The sequence below is a fragment of the Geodermatophilus sp. SYSU D00525 genome, from assembly GCF_054050475.1.
In genome coordinates this window covers 28,934-55,262 of sequence record NZ_JBJGZK010000018.1, presented here as the reverse complement: position 1 = coordinate 55,262, position 26,329 = coordinate 28,934, and the positions used below count along the sequence as shown (strand labels likewise).

Genomic DNA, 26,329 nt, shown 5'->3' with positions numbered 1-26,329 from the left:
TGCCGGGGTCAGGCGTCGCGGCGGGCCCGGTCGAAGGACATCCACACCTCGCGGCGCTCCTTGCGGCTGGTCACCTGCGCCATGGCGGCGACCCGGCGGCGCTGGTCGAAGGAGGCCACGTGCTGCACGACGGCGACCTCGGCGTCCCGCATGGCCCGCTCGGCGGCGAACTCGGCCGGCGTCGACGGGTACTCGTCGGCCGGGACCGGCGGCACCTCGTCCCGCTCGCGGGCGTACGGGCTGTCGGGCGGCAGGTTGCCGCTGACCCGGCCGTAGGCGCCGAGCAGGAGCAGCACCAGGCCTGCGGCGACGGAGAAGCCGACGTTGCTCAGCCGGAACGCCAGGAAGTTCAGCCCGGTGTTGAGCACCGCGAGGTTGGCCAGCGCCGACACCAGGAACAGCACCCCGATGACGATCATGACCGTCGAGGCGGTGCGGGGGCTGCGGAAGGCGGCGACGACCAGCACGGCGGCGGTGACCAGCGAGATCACCGACAGCAGGCCGTTGGACGACATGCCGAGGACGCGCTGGCCCTCGGTGGAGAAGAAGGCCAGGCCGTTGGCCAGGCCCAGGACGCCGAAGACGGCGATGATCCCGGCGACGACGAACGCGCCGGTGCGCTGGACGGCGTAGACGCGGTTGCCGTGCGCGGTGCCGGCAGAGGTGGACTCGGCGGGGGCGCTCTCGGCGGCGGTCCCGGCTGGGGCCGGCCCGGCGCCGGTGGGTGCGGTGTCAGCGGCGGGCGGGGCCGCGGCGGTGCGTGTGCGGTCGGCCGTCCGGTGGCGGTGCAGCGACAGGGCCATGGTCGTGCTCCTCGGGTCGGTGGTGCTGACATCCGTTGTTCCCAATCCGGTCGTGTCCGGATGCAGTTGGTTCCGGACCTTCTCGTCCCGGGCGTGTCGCGATCTCGGGAAGAGCGGGCGCCGCGCCGTCGTTCCGTCGGCGTGACCCAGCCGTTCAGCCCCGACCTGCACTCGGAGTTCCTCCGCGCCGACCTCTACCTCTCCATGGGGCAGCCCATCGAGGCCGCCCGCCTGCTCGAGCCGCTGGTCGAGGCCGAGCCCGGCAACGAGGCCGCCCTCGAGCTGCTGGCCCGCAGCTACTTCGGCTCGGCCCAGCTGCAGCGCGCGGAGACGGCGCTGCGCCGGCTGGTCGACCTCGCGCCGGCCAACGGGTGGGCCCGCCGCGCGCTGGCCCGCACCCTGGAGCGGCAGAGCCGCCGCGACGAGGCCGTCGCCCACCACCGCGTCGCCGACGCCCTGGGCGCCGCCTGACCGTTCCTGCTCGATCGCCGGCGGACGCTTGACCTCCAGTCGACTGGAGGTCCTAGCGTCCGCCGCGTGAGCATCGAGATGACGGCGTGGTCGGCGCTGTCCCGCGCGACGCACGCCCGGCCCGACCGCCGTGCCGTCACCCGGGCGACGCTGCGGCGGGTGCTCGCCTTCGCCCGCCCGCACCGGGCGCGGATCACCGGCTACGTCGCCGTCGGCGTCGTCGAGGCGGTGCTGACGGTGGCCTCGCCGCTGCTGGCCGGCCGGGTCGTCGACGCGATCGTCGACGGCGCCGCCACCTCGGTCGTCGTCGGCCTCGCGGTCACGATCGCCGCGCTCGCCGTCCTCGCCACCGCGCTCGGGCTGGTCGGCCGGTACCTGTCGGCGAGCCTCGGCGAGGGGCTGATCCTCGACCTGCGCACCGCCGTGTTCGACCACGTGCAGCGGATGCCGGTCGCCTTCTTCACCCGGACCCGCACCGGCGCGCTGGTGTCCCGCCTGGACAACGACGTCCTCGGCGCGCAGCGGGCGTTCAGCGACACCCTCTCCGGGATCGTCAGCAACACCGTCACGCTCGTCCTCGCGCTCGTGGCGATGCTGACCCTGTCCTGGCAGGTGACCGTGCTGGCGCTGCTCCTGCTGCCGGTGTTCCTGCTCCCGGCCCGCCGGATCGGCCGCCGCCTGGCCGCGCTGAGCCGGACCGCCGCCGTGGCCAACGCGGCGATGACCGGCCAGACGACCGAGCGGTTCTCCGCCCCCGGCGCGACGCTGGTCAAGCTGCTCGGCGACCCCGGCCGCGAGTCGGCCCGCTTCGCCGGCCGGGCACGGGCGGTCCGCGACGTCGGGGTGCGCACGGCGATGGTGCAGTGGGCGTTCATCAGCGCGCTCACCCTGGTCTCGGCGCTGGCGCTCGCCCTGGTCTACGGCCTCGGCGGCACGTACGCGCTGGCCGGCGCGCTCGACCCGGGCTCGGTGGTGGCGCTGGCGCTGCTGCTCACCCGGCTCTACGCGCCGCTGACCGCGCTGGCGAGCGCCCGGGTCGACGTCTCCTCGGCGCTGGTCAGCTTCGAGCGGGTCTTCGAGGTGCTCGACCTGGTGCCGCTGGTCCGCGAGCGCCCCGGCGCCGTCGACGTCCCCGACGGGCCGGTGTCGGTGGAGCTGGACGGCGTCACCTTCGCCTACCCGGCGGCCGACCGGGTGTCGCTCGCCTCGCTGGAGGACGTCGCCCGGCTCGACGGCCGCGGCGGCGTCGACGTGCTGCACGACGTCTCGTTCACCGTGCGGCCGGGGCAGGTGGTCGCGCTGGTCGGGTCCTCGGGCGCGGGCAAGTCGACGATCGCCTCGCTGGTGCCGCGCCTGTACGACGTCGACGCCGGCGCCGTCCGGCTGGGCGGCGTCGACGTCCGTGACCTGACCGCCGCCTCGATCCGGCGCACGGTCGGGGTGGTGACTCAGGACGGGCACCTGTTCCACGAGTCGCTGCGGGACAACCTGCTGCTGGCCGCGCCGGACGCCGGCGACGACGACCTGTGGGACGCCCTCGCCCGCGCCCGGCTGGCCGACCTGGTCCGCGCGCTGCCCGACGGCCTGGACACCGTCGTCGGCGAGCGCGGCTACCGGTTCTCCGGCGGCGAGCGTCAGCGGCTGACCATCGCCCGGCTGCTGCTAGCCCGCCCGCGCGTGGTGCTGCTCGACGAGGCGACCGCCCACCTCGACGCCACGTCGGAGGCCGCGGTGCAGGCGGCCCTCGACGAGGCGCTCGAGGGGCGGACGGCGATCGTCATCGCGCACCGGCTGTCCACCGTGCGCGCGGCCGACTGCATCCTCGTGCTGGAGGGCGGCCGGGTCGTCGAGCGCGGCCGGCACGAGGACCTGCTCGCCCTCGGCGGCCGCTACGCCGAGCTGTACCGCACCCAGTTCGGCCGGCCACTGGCCGCCTGAGGCTCAGCCCGCCGGGGACAGGCGCACCAGCGCGATCCGGCGGGACACCCTCGCCTGGTAGGCGTCGTAGGTGCCGCAGTTCGCCATGAGCGCGGCCCACAGCCGCGGCCGGTCGGCGTCGCCGACCTCGCTCGCGGTCACCGCCCACCGCCGGCCGCGCACCTCCACCTCGCCGCGCGGGTCGGCCTGCAGGTTCAGCCACCACTGCGGCTCGGCGTCGATGCCGCCGTTGGACGCCGCCACCACCAGGTCCCGGCCGTCGCGCACGTGCAGCAGCGGCGTCGTGCGCGGCTGCCCGGTGCGCCGGCCCCGGCAGGTCACCAGGACGACGTCGCCGCCGCGGAAGCGGTTGCCGACCCGGCCGCCGGTGCGGCGCAGCAGCGCGGTGTGCAGGGCCGCCACGTGCCGGGACAGCACCGTGGCGGCGCGGTCGGCGCGGGACAGGGCGGTGCTCGTCGTCGCGGTCACCGGGCGGTCCCGGACAACCGCACGTCCCGCAGGGCGGCGCGCCGGCCGAGGAACCGGGCGACGGCGAGCAGCGCCGGGTGCGGCACCGGCAGGCGGTTGACCGCCTCGTCCGGGATGGCCGACACCGTCCAGCCCAGCGCGCCGACGATCTCGGTCGGGCGGTACTCCTTCGCGAAGACCTCGCGGTCCAGGCGGTCCTAGTCGGCCGGCGTCAGGTGCCGCAGCACCTGGGTCATCCCGTCGCTCTCCTCGTGGGCGAGGTGCGCGCCCAGCCCGTCGCGCAGCGCCACCGTCCGCCGGGCGAGCTCGTCCCGGGTGGCGGCGTCGCCGCGGCCGGCGGCCAGGGCCTGCAGCCCCGCGGTGACCGCGGCCAGCGCCGGGTCGATGCCCGCGTGCTCGGCCTCCAGGGCGTCGAGGACGGCGCGGTCGGCGCCGCGCTCGGCCAGCAGCGGCCACAGCCCCGCGTCCTCGCCGGAGTGGTGCTTGTGCAGGTAGGAGCCGAACTGCGCGAAGCGGCGGGCCAGCCGCCGCCACCGCCGCCGGTCGGCGACGGCCACCGTGGGGACGACGGCGGCGAACGCGTCGAGGTCCCGGCGGAAGGCGCGGTGCACGACGTACATGGCGGCCAGGTCGACCGGGCCGTCGAGCGCGACTACGCGGCGACGACGATGCGCGACGTCGCCGCGGCCGCCGGGGTCTCGGTGCCGACCGTGTTCGCGCAGAACGGGAAGGCGGCGGTGCTGCTCGCGTGCGTCGACCGGGCGCTCGTCGGCTCCGACGACGAGCGCCCCGTCCGCGAGCTGGGCCCGTTCGCCGAGCTGCTCGCCGCGCCCGACCGGGCCGGCCGGCTGGCGGCGCTGCACCGGCTGGCGCTGCGGACGACCGCCGCCACGCTCCCGATGCAGGACGTCTTCGCCGCCGCGGCCGCGGTCGACCCGGAGGTCGGGGCGGCGTACGCCGACTACGAGCGCCGGCGGCGCGCGGACACGACCGCGCTGGTCGAGGCGTTCGCCGGCGACCTGCGGGCCGACCTCGACGTCGAGGCCGCCGTCGACGTCGCCTGGTCGGTGTTCTCCCCGCAGACGCAGTCCCGGCTGGTCCGCGGCTGCGGCTGGCCACCGGAGCGCTACGCCGACTGGGTGCCCGGCGCGCTGGAGCGGCTGCTGCTGCGCTGACGGTGTCGGTGCTCCGTGCCAGGGTGCCGCCCGTGCCCACGCTCGACGAGGTGACCGCCGCCGTGCGCGCGGCCTGGTGCCGGGAGACCTGCGACGACAGCGACCTCGCCGACTGGACGCCGGGCAACCCCGCGCGCGGCCAGTGCGGCGCCACCGCGCTCACCGTGCACGACCTGCTCGGCGGCGAGCTGCTGCTGGCCGAGGTGCGCCGGACCGACGGCTCCCGGCAGGGCGTGCACTGGTGGAACCGGCTGCCCGGCGGCCGCGAGGTCGACCTCACCCGCGGGCAGTTCACCCCGCACGAGGTCGTGGGTGAGCCGCGGGTCGTCGTCCGCCCGCCCGGCCTGCCCGGCTACAACCGGGCGCAGTACCTCCGGCTGCGCGGGGCGGTGCTCGACGCCCTCGGTCGGACGACCGGCGACCAGCAGCCCCCCGACCGGGCCGACGACGCAGGTGGTCGCCGACCGGCACCGGACGCGACCGGACGGGAACCGGGCTCCGGAATGAAGTAAGGGCAGGCTAACCTGACCACGAGTTGATCACCGAGGTCAGGAGCCGACCGTGCTGCCCCACCCCCTCCGGAACCGCGCGCGGCGTGTGTCGCTGACCGCGGCCGCCGCCCTCCTCGTCACCGGGCTCGCCGCCTGCGGCGGGACCGCCGGCGACGAGCCCGCGGCCCCGGCCGCCGACGGCGCCTGGCCGGTCACCATCGAGAACAGGTTCGGCACCACCGAGATCCCCGCCGAGCCGCAGCGCGTGGTCACCGTCGGCTTCAACGACCAGGACTTCGTGCTGGCCCTGGGCGTCACCCCGGTCGGCGAGCGCGAGCTCCTGGGCGACTACGACGCCACGACCCGTCCCTGGGCGCAGGAGCAGCTGCCGGACGAGGAGATCCCGACCGTGGGCGGCGAGGAGATCGACCTCGAGGCCGTCGCCGCGCTCGAGCCCGACCTGATCGTCGGCGTGTACTCCTTCATGGACGAGGCGGACTACGAGCAGCTGTCGGGCATCGCGCCGACGCTCGCGCAGACCGGCGAGTACGCCGACGGCGCCACCCCGTGGCAGGAGCAGACCCTCCTCGTCGGTCGGGCGCTCGGCCGCGAGGACGAGGCGCAGCAGCTCGTCGACGACGTCGAGGGCCGGTTCCGGCAGGCGGTCGAGGAGAACCCGGACTTCGCCGGCAGCTCGCTCGCCGTGGACCTGACCGGCGTCGGCTCGGGCCACTACCTCCTCGGCGCTGACGACCTGCGCACCCAGTTCTTCACCGACCTCGGCTTCACCGTCCCGGAGACCAGCACCGACGTCAGCCAGGAGCGGCTGGACCTGCTCGACGCCGACGTGCTCGCGGTGAACGGCTACGACCAGGCCGCCGCGGACGGGGACGCGCTGTTCTCCGCCCTCGACGTGGTGACCCAGGGCCGCACGGTCCTGCTCGGCGGCTACTCCGGTGACGTGTCCGCCGCGCTCGGCTTCGGCAGCCCGCTCTCGCTGCCCTTCCTGCTGGACGAGGTGGTGCCGGCCCTGGCCGCCGCCGCGGACGGCGACCCGTCCACCACGGTCCCGGTCCTCGGCTGAGGTCCCCGCCCCGCCCCGGCCACGCGGCCGGGGCGGGCCGGCCCGGGCGGTACCGTCTCCCCATCACGGCAGTGCGCGCAGGAAGCCGGTGCGAGCCCGGCGCGGTCCCGCCACTGTGACCCCGGGCGACCGGGGGAGCCAGACACTCCGGCTGCCGTGCCCGACGGCCCGGGGCGCGGACCCCGAGTGAGGACGCTGCGTGTTCGCCCTGCTCTCCACCAGTGACACCGACCTGCTCTCCGCCCGCGCCAGCGGGGCCGACTGGCGGCTGGGCAACCCGGTCCGGCTCGGTGCCGACGGCATCGCGGCGCTGACCGAGGGCGCGCAGCTCGTCGTCGTCCGGATCCTCGGCGTGCGGCGGCAGTACGAGGAGGTGCTCGCGCCGCTGCTGGCCGGGCCGGCGCCGGTCGTCGTCCTCGGCGGGGAGCAGGTGCCCGACGCCGAGCTGATGGAGCTGTCCACCGTCCCGATGGGCGTGGCCACCGAGGCGCACGCCTACCTGGCGCAGGGCGGCCCGGACAACCTGGTGCAGCTGCACCGGTTCCTCTCCGACACCGTGCTGCTCACCGGCGAGGGCTTCGAGCCGCCGTCGGTGGCCCCGGACTGGGGCGTGCTGGAGCGCGCGGGCCGGGGCAGCGGCCCGCGGATCGCCGTCCTCTACTACCGGGCGCACCACCTGGCCGGGAACACCGCGTTCGTCGACGAGCTCTGTGGCGCTGTCGAGTCCGCCGGCGGGCAGGCGCTGCCGGTGTTCGTGAGCTCGCTGCGCAGCGTCCCCGCCGACCTGCTCGACGTGCTGCGCACCGCCGACGCGCTCGTCGTCACGGTGCTCGCCGCCGGGGGCTCCCGCCCGGCCACCGCGTCCGCCGGCGGGGACGACGGCGCCTGGGACGTCGGCCAGCTCGCCGCGCTCGACGTGCCCGTCGTCCAGGGGCTGTGCCTGACCCGCTCGCGGGCGGAGTGGCTGGCCGACGACGACGGCCTCTCGCCGCTCGACGTCGGCAACCAGGTGGCCATCCCCGAGTTCGACGGCCGGCTGATCAGCGTGCCGTTCTCCTTCAAGGAGACCGACGCCGACGGACTGACGCACTACGTCGCCGACCCCGAGCGGGCGGCGCGGGTGGCCGGCACCGCGGTGGCGCACGCCCGGCTCCGGCACACCCCGCCCGCGGAGCGCCGGGTGGTGCTGATGCTGTCGGCCTACCCGACCAAGCACGCCCGGATCGGCAACGCCGTCGGCCTGGACACCCCGGCGTCGGTGGTGCGGCTGCTGGCCGCGATGCAGGGGCAGGGCTACGACATCGGCCCGTTCGACGGGCCCGACGCGCTGCCCGGCGTCGCCGACCTCGACGGCGACGCGCTGTTCCACGCGCTCATCGCCGCCGGCGGGCAGGACGCCGACTGGCTGACCGAGGAGCAGCTGTCAGGCAACCCGGTGCGCATCCCGGCCGCGGAGTACCAGCGGTTCTTCGACACGCTGCCGCAGGACCTCCGCGACGCGATGGTCGAGCACTGGGGCGAGGCGCCGGGCTCGCTGTTCGTAGACGGCGACGACGTCGTCTTCGCGGCGCTGCGCGCGGGCAACGTCGTCGTGATGGTGCAGCCGCCGCGCGGCTTCGGCGAGAACCCGATCGCGATCTACCACGACCCGGACCTGCCGCCCTCGCACCACTACCTGGCCGCCTACTGGTGGCTGCGGTCGGTGTTCGGGGCGCACGCGCTGGTGCACGTCGGCAAGCACGGCAACACGGAGTGGCTGCCGGGCAAGACGGTCGGGCTGTCGGCCTCCTGCGGGCCCGACGCCGCGATCGGCGACCTGCCGCTGGTCTACCCGTTCCTCGTCAACGACCCGGGCGAGGGCTCGCAGGCCAAGCGCCGGGCGCACGCCACGCTGGTCGACCACATGGTGCCGCCGATGGCGCGCGCCGACTCCTACGGCGACATCGCCCGGCTGGAGCAACTGCTCGACGAGCACGCCAACGTGGCCGCGATGGACCCGGCGAAGCTACCCGCCGTCCGGGCGCAGATCTGGACGCTGCTGCAGGCCGCCAAGCTCGACCACGACCTGGGGCTGGCCGAGCGGCCGGAGGACGACCACTTCGACGAGATGATCCTGCACGTCGACGGCTGGCTCTGTGAGATCAAGGACTCGCAGATCCGCGACGGCCTGCACGTGCTCGGCGTCCCGCCGTCGGGTTCCGACCGGGTGGACCTGGTGCTGGCGGTGCTGCGCGCGCGGCAGATCTGGGGCGGTGCCGTGGCGCTGCCCGGCCTGCGGGAGGCCCTGGGGCTGACCGAGGACGGCTCGGCCGGGCGCGTGGCCACCGATCTCGTCGAGGCGCAGGCGCACGCGCTCGTCTCGGGCATGGAGCAGGCCGGCTGGACGATCGGCGCCGTCGGCCCGGTCGTGCGGGAGGTGCTCGGGCGCGAGGACTCCGCCGTGGCCGACGTCCTGCGATTCGCCGTCGACGAGGTGGTGCCGCGGCTGGAGCGGACCACCGACGAGCTCGACGCCACGCTGCACGCCCTCGACGGCGGCTACGTGCCGGCCGGGCCGTCGGGCTCGCCGCTGCGCGGGCTGGTCAACGTGCTGCCGACCGGGCGGAACTTCTACTCGGTGGACCCGCGCGCGGTGCCCTCTCGGCTGGCGTGGGAGACCGGCCAGGCGATGGCCGACTCGCTGCTGGAGCGCTACCGGGCCGACACGGGGGAGTGGCCGCGCTCGGTCGGGCTGTCGGTGTGGGGGACCTCGGCGATGCGGACCTCCGGCGACGACGTCGCGGAGGTGCTCGCGCTGCTCGGCGTCCGCCCGGTGTGGGACGACGCGTCGCGGCGGGTGACCTCGCTGGAGCCGGTGCCGCTGCAGGAGCTCGGCCGGCCGCGGATCGACGTCACGGTGCGGATCTCGGGCTTCTTCCGGGACGCCTTCCCGCATGTGGTGACCATGCTCGACGACGCGGTGACGCTGGTCGCCGGGCTCGACGAGTCCCCCGAGCAGAACTTCGTGCGGGCGCACGTCGACGCCGACGTCGCGGAGCACGGCGACCGGCGGCGGGCCACGGCCCGGGTGTTCGGCTCCAAGCCCGGCGCGTACGGGGCGGGGCTGCTGTCGCTCATCGACTCCCGCGACTGGCGCGGCGACGCCGACCTCGCCGAGGTGTACGCGGTGTGGGGCGGCTACGCCTACGGCCGCGACCTCGACGGCGTGCAGGCGCGGCCGGACATGGAGGCGGCGTACCGGCGGATCGCGGTGGCGGCGAAGAACGTCGACACCCGCGAGCACGACATCGCCGACTCCGACGACTACTTCCAGTACCACGGCGGGATGGTGGCGACGGTCCGCGCGCTGACCGGGCGTGCGCCGGCCGCCTACATCGGCGACTCGACCCGGCCCGAGCAGGTGCGCACCCGGTCGCTGACCGAGGAGACGTCGCGGGTGTTCCGCGCCCGGGTGGTCAACCCGAAGTGGCTGTCGGCGATGCGCCGGCACGGCTACAAGGGCGCGTTCGAGCTAGCCGCGACCGTGGACTACCTGTTCGGCTACGACGCCACGACCGGCGTGGTGGCCGACTGGATGTACGAGAAGCTCACCGAGACCTACGTGCTCGACCCGGAGAACCGCGAGTTCATGGAGCGGTCCAACCCGTGGGCGCTGCACGGCATCGCCGAGCGGCTGCTCGAGGCGGTCGACCGGGGCATGTGGGCCGAGCCGGACCCGGCGCTGCTGGCCGGGCTGCGGCAGGCCTACCTCGACACCGAGGGCGACCTGGAGGGTGGCGAGACGCCGGCGCAGTCGGGGGCGTCGGCCTGAGCTGGGATGATCACGGATCGTGACGACGCGCGGCACCGATCCGGAAACGGGACGGGTCGTCCGTGCGGCCGGGTAGTCGATCACCATGGGCATCCTCAACCGACTCCTGGGCACTGCTGAGACCACGGCTCGTCGCGGAGCCGCCGGGGGCCGCGCCGCCGCCGGCCGCGCCGCCGGGCGCGGAACGGGCGGCCGGGGCGCCGCCGGGCGCCGGGTGCCGTCCGGCCGCGGCATGGGCCGCTCCAAGATGGCGACCCCGACGCCGACCCGGCGCTTCGGCCGCGGCAAGCCGACGACCGCCGCCTCCGGCGGGCTGAGCCGCCTGCTCGGCTCGCTGACCGGCCGGCGCTGAACGGCGGGCTGACCTCCTAGGCCACCGAGGCGGCGGCGACCAGCAGGACGACGGTCGCCGCCGCCTCGCCCATCGCGCCCATCACGTCCCCGGTGACGCCGCCGAGGCGGGCGGTCGCGCGGGCGCGGACGAGCTCGGCCGCGAGCAGGCCGGCCACCGCGGCCCCCGCCAGCGCCGCCGCGGTCCCCGCGCCGCCGGCTACCCACCCTGCCGCGGCCGCGCCCCCGACCACGAGCAGCACCCACCCCGCGAGCCAGGGCGCCGACACGGTGCCGGCCACCGCCCGCCCCAGCGACGAGCCCTCGGCCGTGGGCGTGCCGGGCAGCCCGGTGCGGGCCATCGCCAGCCGCGCCACGACCACCGCCGTCCACAGCGCGAGCCAGCCGCCGCCGGCCGCCAGCAGCGCCGCGCCCGCCGCCGCCTGCAGCAGCAGCGCGAGAACCAGCGTCACCACCCCGAACGGGCCGACGTCCCCCTGGTGCATGACCTGCAGCCCCCGCTCCCGGCCGCGCAGCGGACCCAGGCCGTCGGCGGTGTCGGCCAGGCCGTCCAGGTGCAGCGCCCGGGTGAGCGCCGCCAGCAGCGCCAGCGCCGCCACGGCCCCGGTCAGCGGGGACACCAGGTGCGCGCCGAGCACGCCGACCCCGGCCGCGGCACCGCCCAGCACCAGGCCCACCAGCGGCGCCCACGGCAGCACCCCGCGGGTGGACGTCGTCCCCGCGGCGGGGACGCGGACCACGGTCAGCAGCGCGACCGACTCCAGCGGGCCGGCCCACCTCGGCCGGTGCGTCACCGCAGCCGCTGCGGCAGGCCGGCGACGACGAACCACACCTCGTCGGCGGTGCCGGCCAGCCGCTGGTTGGCCTCGCCCAGGGTGTCGCGGAACAGCCGGCCCGCGCGGGTCTCCGGCACCACGCCCAGGCCCACCTCGTCGCTGACCGCCACCACGTGCGCCGGGGTCATCGCCCAGGCGTTGACCAGCGCGTCGACCCGGCCGGCCAGCCGGTCGAGGGCACCCGGGTCGTCGGTCCAGACGCCGGTCTCGTCCATGAGCGCGGCGACCCACGTGGTCACGCTGTCGACCAGCACCGTCCCGCCGCGCAGCAGGTCGCTCGGCGCCGTCGTCTCCAACGTCGTCCAGCCGGCCGGCCGGCGGGCGCGGTGCGCGGCGACCCGCCGGGCCCACTCGGCGTCGTCCGGGACCGGCGTCGAGGTGGCCAGGTAGACGACGTCGGTCCGGTCGGCGACCAGCGACTCGGCGTGCGCCGACTTGCCCGACCGCGACCCGCCCAGCACCAGCACCCGGGCCATCAGGCGGCCGCCGTCGCGAGCTCCAGCCGGGTGACCGTGCCGTTGTGCGGCGTCACCGCCGGCAGCTCCGCGGGACCCAGCCCGGCGGCGACCGCCTGCGCGGCCCGGATGGTGTCGCCGTGGGTGACCAGCGCGACGACGTCGGCCGGCGGGTCCGCCCGCAGCCGGTCGAGGAGGGCCGCGACCCGGGCGTGCAGGTCGGCCAGGCTCTCGCCGCCCTCGGCCGCCCAGTGCGGGTCGGTCCAGTCGACGACGTCCCACAGCTCCCGCGACGGCCGGCCCTCGAGCACGCCGTAGCCCTGCTCGCGCAGCGCCGGCGTGGTGGTGAACGCCAGCCGGGTCGCGGCCGCGCAGTGCTCGGCGGTCTGCACCGCCCGCAGCAGGTCGCTGGACAGCATCGCGCCCGGCCCGAGCGCCGCGAGCGCGCGGGCCGCCGCCCGCGCCTGGTCGTGCCCCTGGTCGGTGAGCGGGACGTGCGCCGTCTGGCCCTGCATGAGCCCGGCGGCGTTCCAGGTGCTCTGGCCGTGCCGGACGAGGAGGAGGGTGAGGGGGCGGGCCATGGTGGTCGCCGAGCGTAGGGCAGGCGGGCGCGGGCCCCGGTGCCGGTGCTCGTACCGTCGGGACGTGACCATCCCCGTCCGTCCCGGCGCCGGCCGTCCCGGCGCCGGCCGTCCCGGCGCCGGCCGTCCCGCCGCCGCGCCGACCGGCCCCGACCCGCTGGCCCCGCTGCTCGACCTCCCCGGGGTCCGGGAGGCCGCCGACGCCGCCCGCGCCGGCATCGACCGGCTGCTGGCCCACCGGCTCATGCGCAACCGGTCGGCCGAGGTCAGCACCGAGTCGGCGCTGCGCGGGGCCCGCGCGTCGGCGGCGCTCGACGGCGTCGACGTCCCGCTGGCCGACCTGCGCGCGGGCTCGGTCGACGACCCCGTCGTGCAGGGCTCGCTGCGGGTGTCCGTGGGGCTGGGCTCGCTGGTCGACACGTGGGCGAGGGCCCCCGGGCAGGTGCTCGCCCGGCTGCACGTGCTGGCCGCCGCCGACCTCACCGACCCGGCCGGCCTCGGCCGCCCCGGCCCGCACGCCGGCCCGCGGCTGTCCGGCCTGTTCCAGGTGGTGACCGGGACCTCGACCGTGCCCGCGGTGCTGGTGGCCGGGCTGGTGCACGGCGAGCTCGCCGCCCTGGCGCCCTTCGGCACCGCCGACGGCGTCGTCGCCCGGGCGGCGGCCCGGCTCACCACCATCGGCCGCGGCCTGGACCCCAAGGCCGTGTCGGTGCCCGAGGTCGGCTTCGTCGAGCTGGGCGCGGACGCCTACCGCGAGCGGCTGGCCGGCTACGCCGCGGGCGGTCCGGACGGCGTCGCCGCCTGGCTGGTCCACTGCTGCCGCGCCACCGAGCTCGGCGCCCGCGAGGGGCTGGCCATCGCCGAGGCGATCCTGCGCGGCTGAGCGGCCCGCCCTGCGCCCGGTCCGGGCGCGGCGCAGAGTGGGGGGATGCGCCACCTCGACGTCGACGGGCTCGGCCGGGTCAGCCGGATCGGGCTGGGCACCTGGCAGTTCGGCTCCCGCGAGTGGGGATACGGCGAGGGGTACGCCCAGGGAGCCGCGCGCGACATCGTCCGCCGGGCGCGGGACCTCGGCGTCACCCTGTTCGACACCGCGGAGATCTACGGCTTCGGCCGCAGCGAGCGCATCCTCGGCGAGGCACTCGGGGAGGACCGCGGCGAGGTCGTCGTCGCCTCGAAGGTCTTCCCCGTGGCGCCGTTCCCGCCGGTGGTCCGGTCCCGGTTCGAGGGCAGCGCCCGGCGGCTCGGCCTGCGGCGGATCCCGCTGTACCAGGTGCACCAGCCCAACCCGGTCGTCCCCGACAGCGTGGTCATGCCCGGCCTTCGGCAGCTGCTCGACGAGGACCGCATCGGCGCCGCCGGCGTCTCCAACTACTCGCTGGCCCGCTGGCGGGCGGCCGACGCGGCGCTGGGCCGGCCGGTGCTCAGCAACCAGGTGCAGTTCTCCCTCGTCCGGCCCGGCCCGCTCGAGGACCTGGTGCCCTTCGCCGAGCGCGAGGGGCGGGTCGTCATCGCCTACAGCCCGCTGGCGCAGGGCCTGCTCGGCGGCCGGTACGGCACGGAGAACCGGCCCGGCGGGGTGCGCGCGGCCAACCCGCTGTTCGGCACCGAGAACCTCCGGCGCGCGGAGCCGCTGCTCGACGTCCTGCGCGAGATCGCCGGCGCGCACGGGGTCCGGCCCGGGACGATCGCGCTGGCCTGGCTGGTCTCGCTGCCGCGGGTGGTGGTCATCCCCGGCGCCTCGAGCGTGGAGCAGGTGGAGGCCAACGCCGCGGCCGCCGACGTCGACCTGCGGCCCGACGAGCAGGCGGCGCTCACCGCGGCGGCGCGGGCGTTCGCGCCGGTGTCGGCGGTGCGCACGCTGGTGGACGGCGTCCGGGAGCGGGTGGACGGGCTCCGCGGGCGGCTGGGAGTCTGAGCGGGCGGCGCTCAGGCCCCCCGGCGCCGCCACCGGCCGGCGGCCGGGACGGCCACCGTCGCGGCGGCCGCCGCGGCGGGCACCGCGCGCAGCGACCGCCGCCGCGCGTACCAGGCCAGCCCGGCGACCGCCGCGCCCACGCCCATCGCGGCGCCGGTGACCACCGGGGCCGGCGGCACGGCGAAGCGCGAGCGCATCGACACCGGCCGGGTGAACTCCAGCACCGGCCAGCCGCGCTCGGCGGCCACCTTGCGCAGCGCCCGGTCGGGGTTGACCGCCGTCGGGTGCCCGACCGCGGTGAGCATCGGCAGGTCGGTGACCGAGTCGCTGTAGGCGTGGCAGTCGGCGAGGTCGTAGCCGCTCTCGGCGGCCACCTGCCGCATCGCCTCGGCCTTGTTCTCCCCGTAGGCGTAGAACTCGATCTCGCCGGTGTAGTGGCCGTCGACGGTCACCATCCGGGTGGCCACCACCCGGTCGGCGCCGAGCATCTCGCCGATCGGCTCCACCATCTCCGCGCCGCTGCTGGAGACGATGACGATCTCCCGCCCCGCCGCCCGGTGGGACTCGATGAGGTCGGCCGCCTCGGCGTAGACCAGCGGGTCCACGACCTCGTGCAGCGTCTCGCGGACGATCTCGTGCACCGTCGCGACGTCCCAGCCGGTCGCCATGTCGGTGATCTGCGCCCGCAACCGCTCCATCTGCTGCGCGTCGGCGCCGGAGAGGGAGAAGACGAACTGGGCGTAGGCGCCCTTGAGCACGGCGCGGCGGTTGATCAGCCCGCCCGCGAAGAAGGGGCGGCCGAAGGCCAGGGTGCTGGACTTGGCGATGACCGTCTTGTCCAGGTCGAAGAACGCCGCGGCGTGCGTCACGGTCCACGACTGTAAGCGGACCCCCCGGGTGTGACGGGTCTCGCATCCCCGTCCACACCCCTTCGGGTCGTCCACAGGTGCCCCACCCGGCACGCGTGCACCGGCCGTCCGCGGTGCACTGCAGCGCGTGCCCCCGCGTCCGCTGTCCCCGCCGTCCCGCCCGCTCGTCGTCTGCGCCGACGAGGACCTCCTCGACGACGTGCTGCGGGTCCTCGCCGCCGCCGGCACCGAGCCCGAGGTGGCCACCGGCGGGACGGCGCTGCGCCGCGCCCACCGGGATGCGGCGCTGGTGCTGCTCGGTGCCGACGTCCTCGACAGCCCGGCGGTGCGCGCCCTGCCCCGCCGCCCGGGGGTGGTCGTCGTCGCGCCCGAGGCCCTGCCGGCGCCGGCCTGGGCGGCCGCGGTGGAGCGCGGTGCCGAGCGGGTCGCCGTGCTGCCCGACGACGAGGCGTGGCTGGCCGCCCGGGCGGGGGAGGCCGGACGGTCGCCGGTGGCACGGGGCTGGCTGGCCGTGGTCGGCGGCAGCTGCGGCGGGGCGGGCGCCAGCACGCTGGCCACCGCGCTCGCCGTCGCCGTGGCCGGCCGGGGCGGCGGCGCCCTGCTGGTCGACGCCGACCCGTGGGGCGGCGGGCTGGACCTGCTGCTCGGCGCCGAGGACGTCGAGGGGCTGCGCTGGCCGGCGCTGACGGGGGTGCGCGGCCGGGTGGCCGGGGACGCGCTGCTCGCGGCGCTGCCGACGGCCGCCGGGGTGCACGTCCTCGCCGCGGCGCGCGACGACCCGGCGCCGGTGCCCGCCGAGGCGCTCACCGCCGTCGTCGACGCCGCGCGGGACCGCGGGCTGCCGGTGGTGGTGGACCTGCCGCGCGCAGCGGTGCCCGACCCCGCGGCGGAGGCGGTGCTGGCCGAGGCAGACCTGGCCCTGCTGGTCGTGCCCGCGCGGCTGCGCGCCGCGTCGGCCGCCCGGGCGCTGGGGGCCGGCGCGCCCTGGTCGGCGGCCCGGCTGGTGGTGCGCACCGTCCCGGGCGGCCTGTCCGCCGCGGAGGTGGCCGCCGTGGCCGGGCGGCCGGTGCTCGCCGAGCTGGGGCACGACCGCGGCGCGCTGCCCCGGGGCGAGCGGGGCGAGCCGCCGTCGGTGGCGCCGCGCAGCCCGCTGGGCGCGCTCGCCCGCCGGCTGCTCGGGGAGCTGTCCCGGCCGGAGCGGGCGGCGTGAGCGGCCTGCCGCTGGTCGAGCGTGTGCGGGCCCGGCTGGCGCTGGAGCCGGGGCCGCCGAGCCGGGCCGCGGTGGCGGCGCTCGTGCGGGAGGAGGCCGGACTGCTCGGCGAGACCGACGTCCTCGAAGCGGTGCGCGACGCGGTCGCCGAGCTGGCCGGCGCCGGGCCGCTGGAGCCGCTGCTGCGGGCGCCCGGGGTCACCGACGTGCTGGTCAACGGCCCCGACGAGGTGTGGGTGGACCGGGGGAGCGGCCTGGAGCCCGCGGACGTGCGGTTCCCCGGCGAGGACGCCGTCCGCCGGCTCGCGGTCCGGCTGGCCGCCAGCGCCGGGCGCCGCCTCGACGACGCCGCGCCGTGGGTGGACGCGGGCCTGCCCGACGGCACCCGGCTGCACGCGGTGCTGCCGCCGGTGTCGGCCGGGGGCACCTGCCTGTCGCTGCGGGTGCTGCGGCGGGTCTCCCTCGGCCTGGCCGACCTCGCCGGGCGCGGGACGCTGCCGGGGGAGTCGGAGGCGCTGCTGCGGGCGGTGGTGCGGCGGCGGCTGGCCTTCCTCGTCACCGGCGGCACCGGGTCGGGCAAGACGACGCTGCTCTCGGCGCTGCTCGGCGAGGTGCCGCCCGACGAGCGCGTGGTGCTCTGCGAGGACGCGCCGGAGCTCACCCCGGCGCACCCGCACGTGGTCCGGCTCCTCACCCGCCCGCCGAACGTGGAGGGCGCCGGGCAGGTGACCCTGCGCGACCTCGTGCGCCAGGCGCTGCGCATGCGGCCCGACCGGCTGGTGGTCGGCGAGGTCCGCGGTGCGGAGGTCACCGACCTGCTGGCCGCGCTCAACACCGGGCACGACGGCGGCTGCGGCACCCTGCACGCCAACCGGCCGGGGGAGGTGCCCGCGCGGCTGGAGGCGCTGGGCGTGGCGGCCGGCCTGGACCGGCGGGCGGTGCACAGCCAGGCGGCGGCCGCGCTCGCGGTCGTCGTGCACCTGCGGCGCACCCCGGCGGGCCGCCGGGTGGCGGAGGTCGGGGTGGTGCGCCGCGACGGCGACCTGGTGGCCGTCGACGCCGGCTGGCGGGCCGACGGCGGTCCGTGCCCGGGCGCGGACCGGCTGGCCGCCCTCCTCGACGGCGGGGCGACGTGACCGCGGCGCTGGCGACCGGCGCGCTGGCGCTGCTGCTGTGGCCCGGCGGGGCGGCGCGCCGGCGGGCGCGGCTGCGCCGGCTCACCGGGGCGGGGCGCCCGGCACGGGGACCGCTGGCCGCGGCGCCGCGGTCCTGGCCGGTCCTCGCCGCGGCCGCGGGCGCCGCCGCCGGGGCGCTGGCCGGCCCGCCGCTGGTGGCCGTCCTGGCCGGCGCGGCCGCCGCCGGGGCCGCCCGGGCCGCGGTGCGGCAGCGCGCGCTGCGCCGGGACGAGCAGGCCCTCGACGTCCTCGCCGACGCCCTGGCCGCGCTGGCGGCGGAGCTGCGCAGCGGCCGGCCGCTCGACGCGGCGACCGCGGCCGCGGTGGCGGGAGTCCTCGACCCCGACGACGCCCGGGCGCTCGCCCGGGCCCTCCGCGCGCCGGGGACGGTGCCGGCGGAGGCGGCGTCGGAGCTCGGCCGGGCGCACGGGCGGCTCGCGGCGGCGGTCGAGCTCAGCGGCCGGACGGGGTGCTCGCTGGCCGCCGTCGCCGGGGCGGTCGAGGACGACCTGCGGGCCCGCCGGCGCCAGCGGGAGGAGCTGCGCTCGGTGACCGCCGGTCCGCGGGCCAGCGCCGCGCTGCTGGCCGGCCTGCCGCTGCTGGCGCTCGCCATGGGCAGCGGCATCGGCGCCGACCCGTGGGCCGTGCTCACCACGACGGTCCCCGGGCAGGCGCTGCTCGTCGCCGGGGTGGCCCTGGAGGCGGCGGGGCTGGCCTGGTCGGCGCGGCTGGTCCGGCGGGCGCTGCGGTGAGCGCCGCAGGAGCCCCGGCGCTGGCTCTGCTGGCGGTCGCCGGCGCGCTGGCGGCCTGGCCGACGCCGGCGGTGCGCCGCACGGCCCGGCTGCGTGCCCTGGGCGCGCCCGCCGCGCCGGAGCGGCCACGGGAGGGGAGCCCCGGCCCGGTCCGGCGGCTGGTCCTCCCCGTCCTGACCGGTGCCGCCGCGGCGCTGCTGGTGGGTGGTGCGGCCGGGCTGGCAGTGGGAGCGGTCGGGGCGGTCCTCGCCGACCGGTGGCTGCGGCGGGCGCCCGGCGAGGGGCCGGCGTCCGCGCTGCTGACGCCCGACCTGCCGGTGGCCTGCGACCTGCTGGCTGTCTCCCTGGGCGCCGGGCTGCCGGTCGGCGCGGCGCTGGCCGCGGTCGCGGCGGCCGTGCCGGGACCGCTGGGTCCGGCGCTGGCGGACGTCGCCGGCCGGCTGCGCCTCGGGGCCGCGCCCCGCACGGCGTGGCACGACGCACCGCCCGAGCTGGCCGGGCTGGGCCGGGTCCTGGTGCGCGCGGGGGAGTCGGGGGCGGCGGCGGTGCCGGCCCTGCGCGTGCTGGCGGCGGAGGCGCGGGCGGCGGCGCGCAGCCGGGCCGAGGCGGGCGTGCGCCGGGCCGGGGTGTGGGTGCTCGCGCCGCTGGGGCTGTGCTTCCTGCCGGCGTTCGTGTGCCTGGGCATCGCGCCGATGGTCATCGGCATCGCGGGCCAGGTGTTCGGGTGAGCCCCCGGGACGGCCGTCAGCGGCGGCCGGCGACCATCGCGGAGGTGTGGGCCGGCACCAGCGACCAGGCCGCGGGGACGGCCGCGGGGACCGCCGGCGCGACAGGGGCCAGGTCGAGCACCATCCGCGTCGGCTGGAAGGCCTCGGCGTAGCCGATGCGCGCCTGCGCGCCCCAGTGGCGGGCGGAGGCGACGACCGCGTCCGGCTCGACCATCGCCGAGCGCTCCACCTGGGAGGCGTGCGCGGCGAGGGCGTCGAGCTTGCCGGCGAGGTGGGCGGTGACGTCGACGTACACGCTCGGCGCGAAGGCCAGCGTCGAGGGGCTCTGGTAGTGCAGGACCCGCGGCAGGCGCCGGGCGGCACCCAGGGTGGCGGCGGCGATGGCGCGGTGGTCCTGGTGGCTGTCGTCGGGGGCGTGCACGTAGACGAGGTCGGCGGCGGTCTCCTGCAGCACCTGCTCGATGCGGCGGACGGTGGCCGAGTCGGCCACGACCTCGCAGTCGCGCAGCCCGCCCCAGGCCAGCCGCGCGCCGATGAGCTCGGCCGCGCGCTGCTGCTCGGCACGCCGGCCGGCGATCTGGCTGTCGTCGCCGGGGCCGTTCTCGCCCCCGGTCATCACGAGCAGCGTCACCGTGTCGCCGGCCGCGACGTGCGCCATCAGCGCGCCGCCGCAACCGAGCTCGACGTCGTCGGGGTGGGCGCCGATGGCCAGGACGCTGCGTCCCGGACCCCGCGTGGTCGTGCCGTCCACGGCCGCCGTCCTCTGCTCGCCAGGGGCGGCCTCCCCGCCCGACACCTCTCCATCGGCGCCGCCGGCGGCACCCTCCAGCGCGGCGACCGGACCTCCCCCCCGAGGGGGGAGGTCCGGTCGTGCGCAATCCGTCAGCCCGCGACGGGCTCGGGCGTCCCGCGGTCGCGGCGCCGCCGGGAGACGACCACCGAGGTGCCACCCACCGCGCCGGCGGCCGCGAGGGCGATGACGATGCCCATGCCGTTGCCGTCGGCCGGCAGCGGCGTCGACGAGGGCACCGGGTGCCGGAGTCCCGGCCGGCCGTGGCCGTCGTGCCGAGGACCTGCCAGCGCACGCTGCTCACGGACGCGGGCACCCGCACCGAGCACGCGCCGGGGTGCGGACCCGGGGTGAACCGGGTGAGCTGCGCCGTCGAACCGGTCGGGGCTCACGTCGTTGTACTGGCCCCGCTGGACCGTCGCCGTCGTCCCGGTGGTGTTGGTGTAGCCGAAGACCACGTTCCAGTAGCCGTCCTGCACCGGCGTGACGCAGGTGACCGACACCGAGCCGTAGTGGGCGCTCGCCATCCCGGGGGTGGCGAGCACCGCCGCGGCACCGACGCCGGCGGTCACCGCCAGCCGCGCCCCGAGCGGTGCCCTGCGCCGCCGCGTCCTGCCTGCCACGTGGCCCCCTTCCGGACCAGGGCGCACCCGGCCCCACCGGAGGCCCATCGGACGGCCGGGGCGCTGCGTGCAGGCGGCCGCGGGGTGGGTCACTCCCCGGGAGGGAGCGGCCGTCCTCAGACGGGGACGGCCCCGGCGACGACCGCCAGCGCGAGCTCCGCGGCCTCGGGGAACGTGCCGGTCCCCGCCCACGGCGCGGGGACGTCCGGCGCCGCCGCGTACTCGCCCTGCCGGACGCGGATGGCCCGCGCGCCCACGGCCGCGGCGACGGCGACGTCCTTGCCGGGGCGGTCGCCGATCACCAGCACCCGGTCGGCGGGGACGCCCAGGCGCGCGGCGAGGACGAGCAGCCCCTGCGGGGCGGGCTTGCGCGCGGCCCGGCCGCCGAGGGTGTCGGTGACCAGCACCGCGGTCAGCAGCGGCCCGAGCCCGGTCGCGTCGAGCTTGGCCGCCTGGATGACCGGGTTGCCGTCGGTGAGGCAGCCGACCGGCACGGCGCGGGCCAGTGCCGCGAGGGCCTCCCGGGCGCCGGGGTAGGGGTCCAGCCGCTCCGGCGCACAGGCGGTGAACGCGGCGACCAGCGGCGGCACGTACCGGGCCAGGCCGCCGGCGGGCACCCCGGCGGCCAGCAGCGCTCGGTCGATCGTCCCGCCGGCGTCGGAACCGGCCGTCAGCTCCGCGACGAGCGCCGCGTGCACCGCGTCGCCGTCCAGCCCGGCGACGTCGGCGGCGGTCCCGACGGCCGCCGCGGCCGCGGCCAGGTAGGCGGCCTGCGGGTAGAGCGTGTCGTCGAGGTCGACGACGACGGCCAGCGGCGGCGGGCCGGACCAATCCGGTGCGGTGCTCACCAGGGCAGCCGGCCGTCGGTGAAGTCGGGCTCGTCCAGGGCCAGGAGCGCATCGGTGGCCTCGTCGGCGAGGACGGCGGCCACCTGCGGCCCGGTCGTGCCGTCGCCGTAGGGGCAGGGGAGGCCGGCCGCGCGGGCCTGCCCCGCGGGGCCGGTGTGGGCCGCGGCCGCGGCCAGGACGGCGTCGGCGGCGGAGTCGTCGGCCAGGCCGGCCAGCGTGGTGGTGCCGGCCTCGACGCCCTCCCACCGCGGCGTCGAGCCGCGCAGCACCACCACCGGGACGCCGAGGTAGGCGGCCTCCTCCTGGACGCCGCCGGAGTCGGTGACCGCCAGCCGGGCCGAGGCCAGCGCGGCCAGCAGGGTGTCGTAGTCCACCGGGCCGCTGCGGGTGACCGCCGGGTGGTCGAGCTCGGTGTCCAGGCCGGTGGCCGCCAGGCGGGCCGCGGTCCGCGGGTGCACCGGGAAGGTCACCGGCCCGACCTGGTCGGCCAGCGCGCGGACGATCCCGACCAGCCGCTTGAGCCGCACCGGGTCGTCGACGTTCGTGGGCCGGTGCGCGGTCACCAGCACGCCGGACCGCTGCGCCACCGGCACCGGGCGGACGCCGCGGGCGACGAGCGTGTCCACGACCGGGTTGCCGACCACGAACACCCGCTCGGCGGGCACGCCCTCGGCGGCGAGGAACGCCGCGGCCCGCCGGGTCGGGGCCAGGTGCAGGGCGGCCACCGCCGCGGCCACCCGCCGGTTGACCTCCTCGACGCTGCGCGGGTTGAGGCTGCGCAGCCCGGCCTCCAGGTGCGCGAACGGCACCCCGGCGCCCCGGGCGGCCAGCGCGTAGGCGGGCACGGTGTTCGTGTCCCCCAGCGCCAGGACGACGTCGGGCCGGAACCGGGCCAGCGCGCGGGCGGCGTCGGCGTGCAGCGCGCCGTACCGGGCAGCGGGGTCGTCCGTCGGCAGCGCGAAGCGGCAGGTCGGCGCGAGGCCCAGGGTCTCCTGCAGCCGGGTGGAGAGCGCCGGGTCGGTGTGCTGCCCGGTGTCGACGACGTCGACCCGGTGGCCGGCGGCGGTCAGGGCCGCCACCACGGGGGCGAGCTTGACCACCTCGGGCCGGGTCCCGAAGGGCACGAGCACGTGCCGGCGGCGGCTCACGCGGACACCGCCTGCGCGGCACAGGGGTCGGTCACCGGGGTGCCGTCGTCGGCGGTGTAGGTCTCGGCGAAGTAGCGACTCATCCGCACGCCCGGGGTGAACCACAGGTGCGGGAGCGGGGCCTGCGGGTCGCGGATGCCGGTGAGGTGGGCGCTGACGACGTCGGCCCCCGCGGCCAGCGTCAGCGGCAGCCCGCCCGAGAACCGTGGGTTGATCTCGACCACGGTGGCCCGGCCGTCGTCGCCGACGAAGCCCTGCACGTTCGCCGGGCCGGTCAGCCGCACCGCCTCCAGCGCGGCGGCGACCACGTCGGTCACGGCGGGGGAGTCGAAGGTGGTGCCCTTGACCGAGATGCCCGCGCGGGTGTCGTCGCGCCAGCGCGGCACCACGGTGAGCAGCCCGCCGTCGCGGCCGACGAGGGCGTCGGCGGTGAACTCGCGCCCCTCGAGCCGGGTCTGCGCGATGAGCGCGGCGTCCTCGGCGAGGGCGTCGGCCACCGCGGCGCGGGCGTCGAGCAGCCGCACGCCGCGGCTGCCGCGCCCGGCGCGCGGCTTGACCACCCACGGGCCCGGGACCCGCACCAGCCCGGCGGGGGTGTCGGTGGTCGCCGGGTGGGGGACGCCGGCGTCGCGCAGCGTGCGGGCGAAGGCGGCCTTGTCGCAGCACCGCTCCACGCTCTCCGCCGACGGCAGCCAGGTGGCCACCCCGGCCGCGGCCAGCTGCCCGGCGCCGGCGATGAGGGCGGGAAGCTCCTCGGCGACCGTGCCGATCAGCGCGTCCGCGCCGTGCGTCGTCGCGACGGACACGAGGGCGTCGACGAAGCGCACGTGGTCCGCCCGCGGGACGACCGCGCCGACGGTGGCGAGCGCCGCGCCTGCGGCGGTCCAGTCGGCGTCCACGCCGACCACCCGGTGCCCGAGGGCGACCAGGCGGCGGACGACCGCGACGCCTGCCGGGCCGCCCGCACCCGTGACGAGGACGGCGGGGGGCGCCGCGTCTGGGTCCGCGTGCCGGCCGTGGGCCGGGGGCGTGGGCGCGGGGTGCAGGGTCGAGGTCACCGGGGCGTCTCCGAGTCGTGCGGGCGGGCGAAGCTGGCGGGGTGCGGGACGGCGGGACCGGCCGCCGGCGGGGCGGGAACGGGCAGCGGCGGGTCGGCCGGGCGACCGGCGGGCGGCACCGCGATCCGTGCGACCGGGACCGTCGGCTGCGCCGCGGCCGGCCGGACGGGCACCCCGTCGTCGACGGACGGCCGGGCCAGGAGCCAGCCTCGGGCCCACAGCCGCAGAGCGGCCACCCGCGTGTCGGTGACCGGCTCCCACTGCCGCGCGGCGACGCACTCGGCCAGGCAGTCCAGGACCGCGAGGTCGGTCTCGTAGGTGGCCACGGCCACGAGCGAGGCGCCGTGCGCGCCGAGGCCGTCGGCGGCCAGCTCGCGGATGCGCTCGGCCCGGTGGTCCGGGGGCAGGTGGCCGAGCCGGTAGTCCACGCGCCCGGACTCGCGGCGCGCGGCCAGCCAGGCCGAGAGCCGGCGGGGGTAGACGTGGCGGTGCAGCAGCCCGGTGACCGTGGTCCGCCGCCGCCGGGCGCGCCGCTCGTCGCCCTCCGGGTCGCGGTAGCCCAGGCCCGGGCGGGCCCAGCTGTCGGGGCGGCGGGCGGTGTGCCGGCCCGCGACGTCCTGCTCGGCGCGCTCGAGGGCCGGCAGGGTGATCCACACCATCAGGAGGAAGCCGCCGAGGGTGGCGACGAGGTTCCACACCGTGCCGACCCAGTCGTGGAAGAGGACCAGCGCGCCCTCGCCCCACAGCAGGCCCGCGCCCGCGGACAGCAGCAGCCGGCCGTGGTTGAGCAGCAGCAGCGCCGCGACGGCGACCAGCAGGCCCCCGACCGCGTGCAGCTTGCGGCTGCGCAGCACGACGGCGGTCAGCGCGGTGAGGCCCAGCACCGACAGCACCGACGAGCACGACGCCGTCACGACCGCGTCGATGATCCCGCCGTCGCCGGGGAAGAGCAGCACGTGCTGCGGCAGCACGCCCGAGACCCGGCCGGGCGCGATCCAGCCGAGCACCGCCGCCACGCCGGCCGCCTCGAGCACCTGCAGCGGGCCGGACAGGTAGCGGAAGCCGAGCACGCAGATCGCCGCGGCGAGCCCCAGGTCGAGCAGCACCGGGAGCAGCCGGCGGTTCGTGCCGCGCCACGGCCGGCGGCGGACGGGCGGGACCGCGAGGCCGGCGGCGCTCACCGCTCCTCCCCGGGGGCGGCGAACGACCGCGGCCGGCCGGCGGGCTCGACCGCGGCGCGGGCGGCGGCCGCCGGGACGGGGGGCGCCGCCGGCAGGACGGTCGAGGTGGCGCCGGACCGGCTGGTCTTCACCCAGCTGTAGGGCCGCCCGAGCATCCCGTCGACGTAGGCGCGGGAGGTGATCCAGATCGACAGCGCGAACGCGGGGAGGAAGCCCAGCAGCCGCCAGGCCGACCGCCGCTCCACCCGGCCGACCAGCAGCCCGACGCACAGCTCGGCGAGCGGGCCGATGAACAGCAGCATCGACAGCGGCAGCAACCCGACGACCGGCAGGTCCCCGATGCCGAAGGCGCGCAGGACGGTGAGCAGCAGGCCCAGCCCCGACAGCATCGGCACGTGGTAGACGCCGAGGAACAGCGACGTCTCCACCTTCTCCAGCGGGGAGAGGTGCGGCGTGCGCATCAGCGGCCGCCAGTAGTCGCGCAGGCACTTCTGGTGGCCGCGGGCCCAGCGGTAGCGCTGCTTCCAGAACCGCTGGGCGCTGACCACCGCCTCCTCGAAGTCGATGGCCGAGACGTCGTAGCGCACCCGCTGCCCGGCCATGAGGACGCGCAGCGTGAGGTCGGTGTCCTCGGTGACCGTCTCGGGGTTCCAGCCGCCGAGCGCGCGCAGCGTGCTCATCCGCACCGCGCAGTTGGCGCCGCCGTAGGCGGGCAGCTCGAACAGCGCCTGCCGGCCGTACTCGTTGACCAGGTAGCCGGACAGGTAGTCGACGAAGACGACGCCGGCCATGGAGGAGTCCTTGCCGTTGCGGATCACGCACCGGCCCATGACCGCGCCGACCACCGGGTCCCGGAAGTGCCGCACCAGGCGGCGCAGCGAGGAGGGCTCGGGCTCGTGGTCGGCGTCGAAGACCAGCACGATCTCGGCGTCGACCAGGTCGAGGGCCTCGTTGAGCGCGCCGGACTTGCCCCCGCCCGCACCGGGCGGCCGGTGCAGCACGCGCAGCCGTGGCTCGCGCACGGCCCAGGCGTCGAGCTTCGGGCCGGTCGCGTCATCGGACCCGTCGTCGACGACGACGAGCGTGAGCCGGTCGGCCGGGTAGTCCAGCGCCAGCAGCGCGGACACCATCCCGTCGACGACGAGCTCCTCGTTCTTGCAGCCGACGAGCACCGCGACCGGCGGGGTGTAGGTGTCCAGCCCGACGTCGGCGGCGAGCAGGTCGCGCTCGGCCCAGCGGGCGGCGGCGACGGCGAAGGCGAGGTGCCGGCAGAAGTAGACGCCGAACACCACGTTGAGCGCGCCGGCGAGCACGCCGAGCGTCGGGTCGAGCCCGAACGCGGCCACGGCGGCGACGAGGGCGACGACGTAGCCGGCCAGGACGAGGGGGCGGCCCTCGGGGCGGTCGGTGCCGTGTGCCACGGGTCCTCCTCCCGGCCGCCGGTGACGCGTCCGCGCCACCTCCTCGCAGGTTCGGCACCTGCCGGGACCACCTGAAGCGGAAGCACCGACACCCCGCCGGATCGCCGTCCACAGGCGGCCCGCCGTCCACAGCCTGCGGGCGGG

The 26,329-nt window shown here is 77.9% G+C and carries 27 protein-coding genes and 1 riboswitch; of the genes, 12 read left to right on the top strand and 15 right to left on the bottom strand.

Going from position 1 to position 26,329, the window contains the following annotated elements; all coding sequences use genetic code 11:
• Positions 1-8: 8 nt before the first annotated feature.
• Positions 9-803 (bottom strand): DUF4383 domain-containing protein, encoded by a 795-nt coding sequence (locus ACI796_RS15540; protein WP_456942129.1) that lies wholly within the window; start codon positions 801-803, stop codon positions 9-11.
• A gap of 141 nt (positions 804-944) precedes the next feature.
• Here ACI796_RS15540 and ACI796_RS15535 point away from each other — a divergent pair, with 141 nt between their 5' ends.
• Both ACI796_RS15535 and ACI796_RS15530 read left to right on the top strand, forming a co-directional pair.
• Entirely contained in the window at positions 945-1,274 is a 330-nt protein-coding gene (locus ACI796_RS15535; protein WP_456942128.1) for a tetratricopeptide repeat protein, read from the top strand.
• Positions 1,275-1,340: 66 nt separating this feature from the next.
• Positions 1,341-3,212: an ABC transporter ATP-binding protein gene (locus ACI796_RS15530; protein WP_456942127.1), complete on the top strand. Its 1,872-nt coding sequence runs from the start codon at positions 1,341-1,343 to the stop codon at positions 3,210-3,212.
• A 3-nt stretch (positions 3,213-3,215) separates the two neighbouring features.
• Here ACI796_RS15530 and ACI796_RS15525 read toward each other — a convergent pair whose 3' ends face one another.
• The 3 genes from ACI796_RS15525 to ACI796_RS15515 all read right to left on the bottom strand — a co-directional run bounded on the left by ACI796_RS15525 (position 3,216) and on the right by ACI796_RS15515 (position 4,300).
• Complete coding sequence (locus ACI796_RS15525) at positions 3,216-3,680, bottom strand: nitroreductase family deazaflavin-dependent oxidoreductase (protein ID WP_456942126.1); 465 nt, start codon at positions 3,678-3,680, stop codon at positions 3,216-3,218.
• Complete coding sequence (locus ACI796_RS15520) at positions 3,677-3,805, bottom strand: hypothetical protein (RefSeq protein ID WP_456942125.1); 129 nt, start codon at positions 3,803-3,805, stop codon at positions 3,677-3,679. The genes ACI796_RS15525 and ACI796_RS15520 overlap by 4 nt, the downstream gene beginning before the upstream one ends.
• A gap of 72 nt (positions 3,806-3,877) precedes the next feature.
• Positions 3,878-4,300, bottom strand: a complete 423-nt coding sequence (locus tag ACI796_RS15515; RefSeq protein WP_456942124.1) for a hemerythrin domain-containing protein — start codon at positions 4,298-4,300, stop codon at positions 3,878-3,880.
• Here ACI796_RS15515 and ACI796_RS15510 point away from each other — a divergent pair.
• The 4 genes from ACI796_RS15510 (at position 4,286) to cobN (ending at position 10,241) form a co-directional block, all read left to right on the top strand.
• Positions 4,286-4,855: a TetR/AcrR family transcriptional regulator gene (locus ACI796_RS15510; RefSeq protein ID WP_456942123.1), complete on the top strand. Its 570-nt coding sequence runs from the start codon at positions 4,286-4,288 to the stop codon at positions 4,853-4,855. The genes ACI796_RS15515 and ACI796_RS15510 overlap by 15 nt on opposite strands.
• A gap of 32 nt (positions 4,856-4,887) precedes the next feature.
• Complete coding sequence (locus tag ACI796_RS15505; RefSeq protein WP_456942122.1) at positions 4,888-5,367, top strand: YunG family protein; 480 nt, start codon at positions 4,888-4,890, stop codon at positions 5,365-5,367.
• Between the two features lie 49 nt (positions 5,368-5,416).
• Positions 5,417-6,430 carry an ABC transporter substrate-binding protein gene (locus ACI796_RS15500; RefSeq protein ID WP_456942121.1) on the top strand — a complete coding sequence of 338 codons (1,014 nt, stop codon included), beginning with the start codon at positions 5,417-5,419 and terminating at the stop codon, positions 6,428-6,430.
• Positions 6,431-6,509: 79 nt separating this feature from the next.
• A riboswitch (cobalamin riboswitch) is annotated at positions 6,510-6,577 on the top strand.
• A 52-nt stretch (positions 6,578-6,629) separates the two neighbouring features.
• Positions 6,630-10,241: a cobaltochelatase subunit CobN gene (gene cobN, locus ACI796_RS15495; RefSeq protein WP_456942120.1), complete on the top strand. Its 3,612-nt coding sequence runs from the start codon at positions 6,630-6,632 to the stop codon at positions 10,239-10,241.
• Between the two features lie 368 nt (positions 10,242-10,609).
• Here the strand turns inward: cobN and ACI796_RS15490 are convergent, their stop codons facing one another.
• From ACI796_RS15490 to ACI796_RS15480, 3 genes are read right to left on the bottom strand one after another with little or no spacing between them, the layout of a single operon-like run.
• A complete protein-coding gene (locus ACI796_RS15490) occupies positions 10,610-11,386 on the bottom strand; it encodes an adenosylcobinamide-GDP ribazoletransferase (protein WP_456942119.1) in 777 nt (258 codons plus the stop codon).
• Complete coding sequence (gene cobU / locus ACI796_RS15485; protein ID WP_456942118.1) at positions 11,383-11,904, bottom strand: bifunctional adenosylcobinamide kinase/adenosylcobinamide-phosphate guanylyltransferase; 522 nt, start codon at positions 11,902-11,904, stop codon at positions 11,383-11,385. The genes ACI796_RS15490 and cobU overlap by 4 nt, the downstream gene beginning before the upstream one ends.
• Positions 11,904-12,464, bottom strand: coding sequence for a histidine phosphatase family protein (locus ACI796_RS15480; protein ID WP_456942117.1), 561 nt, complete (start codon positions 12,462-12,464; stop codon positions 11,904-11,906). Before ACI796_RS15480 ends, cobU begins: the two co-directional genes overlap by 1 nt.
• A 64-nt stretch (positions 12,465-12,528) precedes the next feature.
• Here ACI796_RS15480 and ACI796_RS15475 point away from each other — a divergent pair, with 64 nt between their 5' ends.
• The gene (locus ACI796_RS15475) at positions 12,529-13,347 is read left to right on the top strand and encodes an oxidoreductase (protein WP_456942116.1); all 819 of its coding nucleotides are present in this window, start codon (positions 12,529-12,531) and stop codon (positions 13,345-13,347) included.
• A 45-nt stretch (positions 13,348-13,392) separates the two neighbouring features.
• Positions 13,393-14,382, top strand: coding sequence for an aldo/keto reductase (locus ACI796_RS15470; RefSeq protein ID WP_456942115.1), 990 nt, complete (start codon positions 13,393-13,395; stop codon positions 14,380-14,382).
• A gap of 11 nt (positions 14,383-14,393) precedes the next feature.
• Here ACI796_RS15470 and ACI796_RS15465 read toward each other — a convergent pair whose 3' ends face one another.
• Positions 14,394-15,251, bottom strand: a complete 858-nt coding sequence (locus ACI796_RS15465; RefSeq protein WP_456942114.1) for an HAD family hydrolase — start codon at positions 15,249-15,251, stop codon at positions 14,394-14,396.
• Positions 15,252-15,378: 127 nt separating this feature from the next.
• On the opposite strand from ACI796_RS15465, the gene ssd reads away from it, so the two are divergent.
• The 4 genes from ssd to ACI796_RS15445 are packed head-to-tail and all read left to right on the top strand — an operon-like array spanning position 15,379 to position 19,116.
• On the top strand, positions 15,379-16,461 hold the full coding sequence (gene ssd, locus ACI796_RS15460; protein ID WP_456942113.1) for a septum site-determining protein Ssd: 1,083 nt from the start codon (positions 15,379-15,381) through the stop codon (positions 16,459-16,461).
• The gene (locus tag ACI796_RS15455) at positions 16,458-17,597 is read left to right on the top strand and encodes a TadA family conjugal transfer-associated ATPase (RefSeq protein ID WP_456942112.1); all 1,140 of its coding nucleotides are present in this window, start codon (positions 16,458-16,460) and stop codon (positions 17,595-17,597) included. Before ssd ends, ACI796_RS15455 begins: the two co-directional genes overlap by 4 nt.
• Entirely contained in the window at positions 17,594-18,388 is a 795-nt protein-coding gene (locus ACI796_RS15450) for a type II secretion system F family protein (protein ID WP_456942111.1), read from the top strand. Before ACI796_RS15455 ends, ACI796_RS15450 begins: the two co-directional genes overlap by 4 nt.
• On the top strand, positions 18,385-19,116 hold the full coding sequence (locus ACI796_RS15445; protein WP_456942110.1) for a type II secretion system F family protein: 732 nt from the start codon (positions 18,385-18,387) through the stop codon (positions 19,114-19,116). The genes ACI796_RS15450 and ACI796_RS15445 overlap by 4 nt, the downstream gene beginning before the upstream one ends.
• A 16-nt stretch (positions 19,117-19,132) precedes the next feature.
• On the opposite strand, the gene ACI796_RS15440 is transcribed toward ACI796_RS15445, so the two are convergent.
• The 7 genes from ACI796_RS15440 to ACI796_RS15410 all read right to left on the bottom strand — a co-directional run bounded on the left by ACI796_RS15440 (position 19,133) and on the right by ACI796_RS15410 (position 26,185).
• Positions 19,133-19,867 carry a PIG-L deacetylase family protein gene (locus ACI796_RS15440; RefSeq protein WP_456942109.1) on the bottom strand — a complete coding sequence of 245 codons (735 nt, stop codon included), beginning with the start codon at positions 19,865-19,867 and terminating at the stop codon, positions 19,133-19,135.
• Between the two features lie 131 nt (positions 19,868-19,998).
• The gene (locus tag ACI796_RS15435; RefSeq protein ID WP_456942108.1) at positions 19,999-20,529 is read right to left on the bottom strand and encodes a hypothetical protein; all 531 of its coding nucleotides are present in this window, start codon (positions 20,527-20,529) and stop codon (positions 19,999-20,001) included.
• 116 nt (positions 20,530-20,645) lie between these two features.
• Entirely contained in the window at positions 20,646-21,377 is a 732-nt protein-coding gene (locus tag ACI796_RS15430; protein ID WP_456942107.1) for an HAD family hydrolase, read from the bottom strand.
• Positions 21,374-22,525 (bottom strand): non-hydrolyzing UDP-N-acetylglucosamine 2-epimerase, encoded by a 1,152-nt coding sequence (gene wecB / locus ACI796_RS15425; RefSeq protein WP_456942106.1) that lies wholly within the window; start codon positions 22,523-22,525, stop codon positions 21,374-21,376. The genes ACI796_RS15430 and wecB overlap by 4 nt, the downstream gene beginning before the upstream one ends.
• Positions 22,522-23,583, bottom strand: coding sequence for an ATP-grasp domain-containing protein (locus ACI796_RS15420; RefSeq protein WP_456942105.1), 1,062 nt, complete (start codon positions 23,581-23,583; stop codon positions 22,522-22,524). The genes wecB and ACI796_RS15420 overlap by 4 nt, the downstream gene beginning before the upstream one ends.
• Complete coding sequence (locus ACI796_RS15415; protein WP_456942104.1) at positions 23,580-24,764, bottom strand: hypothetical protein; 1,185 nt, start codon at positions 24,762-24,764, stop codon at positions 23,580-23,582. The genes ACI796_RS15420 and ACI796_RS15415 overlap by 4 nt, the downstream gene beginning before the upstream one ends.
• The gene (locus ACI796_RS15410; RefSeq protein ID WP_456942103.1) at positions 24,761-26,185 is read right to left on the bottom strand and encodes a glycosyltransferase; all 1,425 of its coding nucleotides are present in this window, start codon (positions 26,183-26,185) and stop codon (positions 24,761-24,763) included. The genes ACI796_RS15415 and ACI796_RS15410 overlap by 4 nt, the downstream gene beginning before the upstream one ends.
• Between the last annotated feature and the right edge of the window lie 144 nt (positions 26,186-26,329).

Excerpts from the sequence above, each read along its gene's own strand:
- ACI796_RS15540 (WP_456942129.1), bottom strand. The coding sequence starts at position 803 with ATGGCCCTGTCGCTGCACCGCCACCGGACGGCCGACCGCACACGCACC.
- ACI796_RS15515 (WP_456942124.1), bottom strand. The coding sequence starts at position 4,300 with ATGTACGTCGTGCACCGCGCCTTCCGCCGGGACCTCGACGCGTTCGCC.
- cobU (WP_456942118.1), bottom strand. The coding sequence starts at position 11,904 with ATGGCCCGGGTGCTGGTGCTGGGCGGGTCGCGGTCGGGCAAGTCGGCG.
- ACI796_RS15480 (WP_456942117.1), bottom strand. The coding sequence starts at position 12,464 with ATGGCCCGCCCCCTCACCCTCCTCCTCGTCCGGCACGGCCAGAGCACC.
- ACI796_RS15470 (WP_456942115.1), top strand. The coding sequence starts at position 13,393 with ATGCGCCACCTCGACGTCGACGGGCTCGGCCGGGTCAGCCGGATCGGG.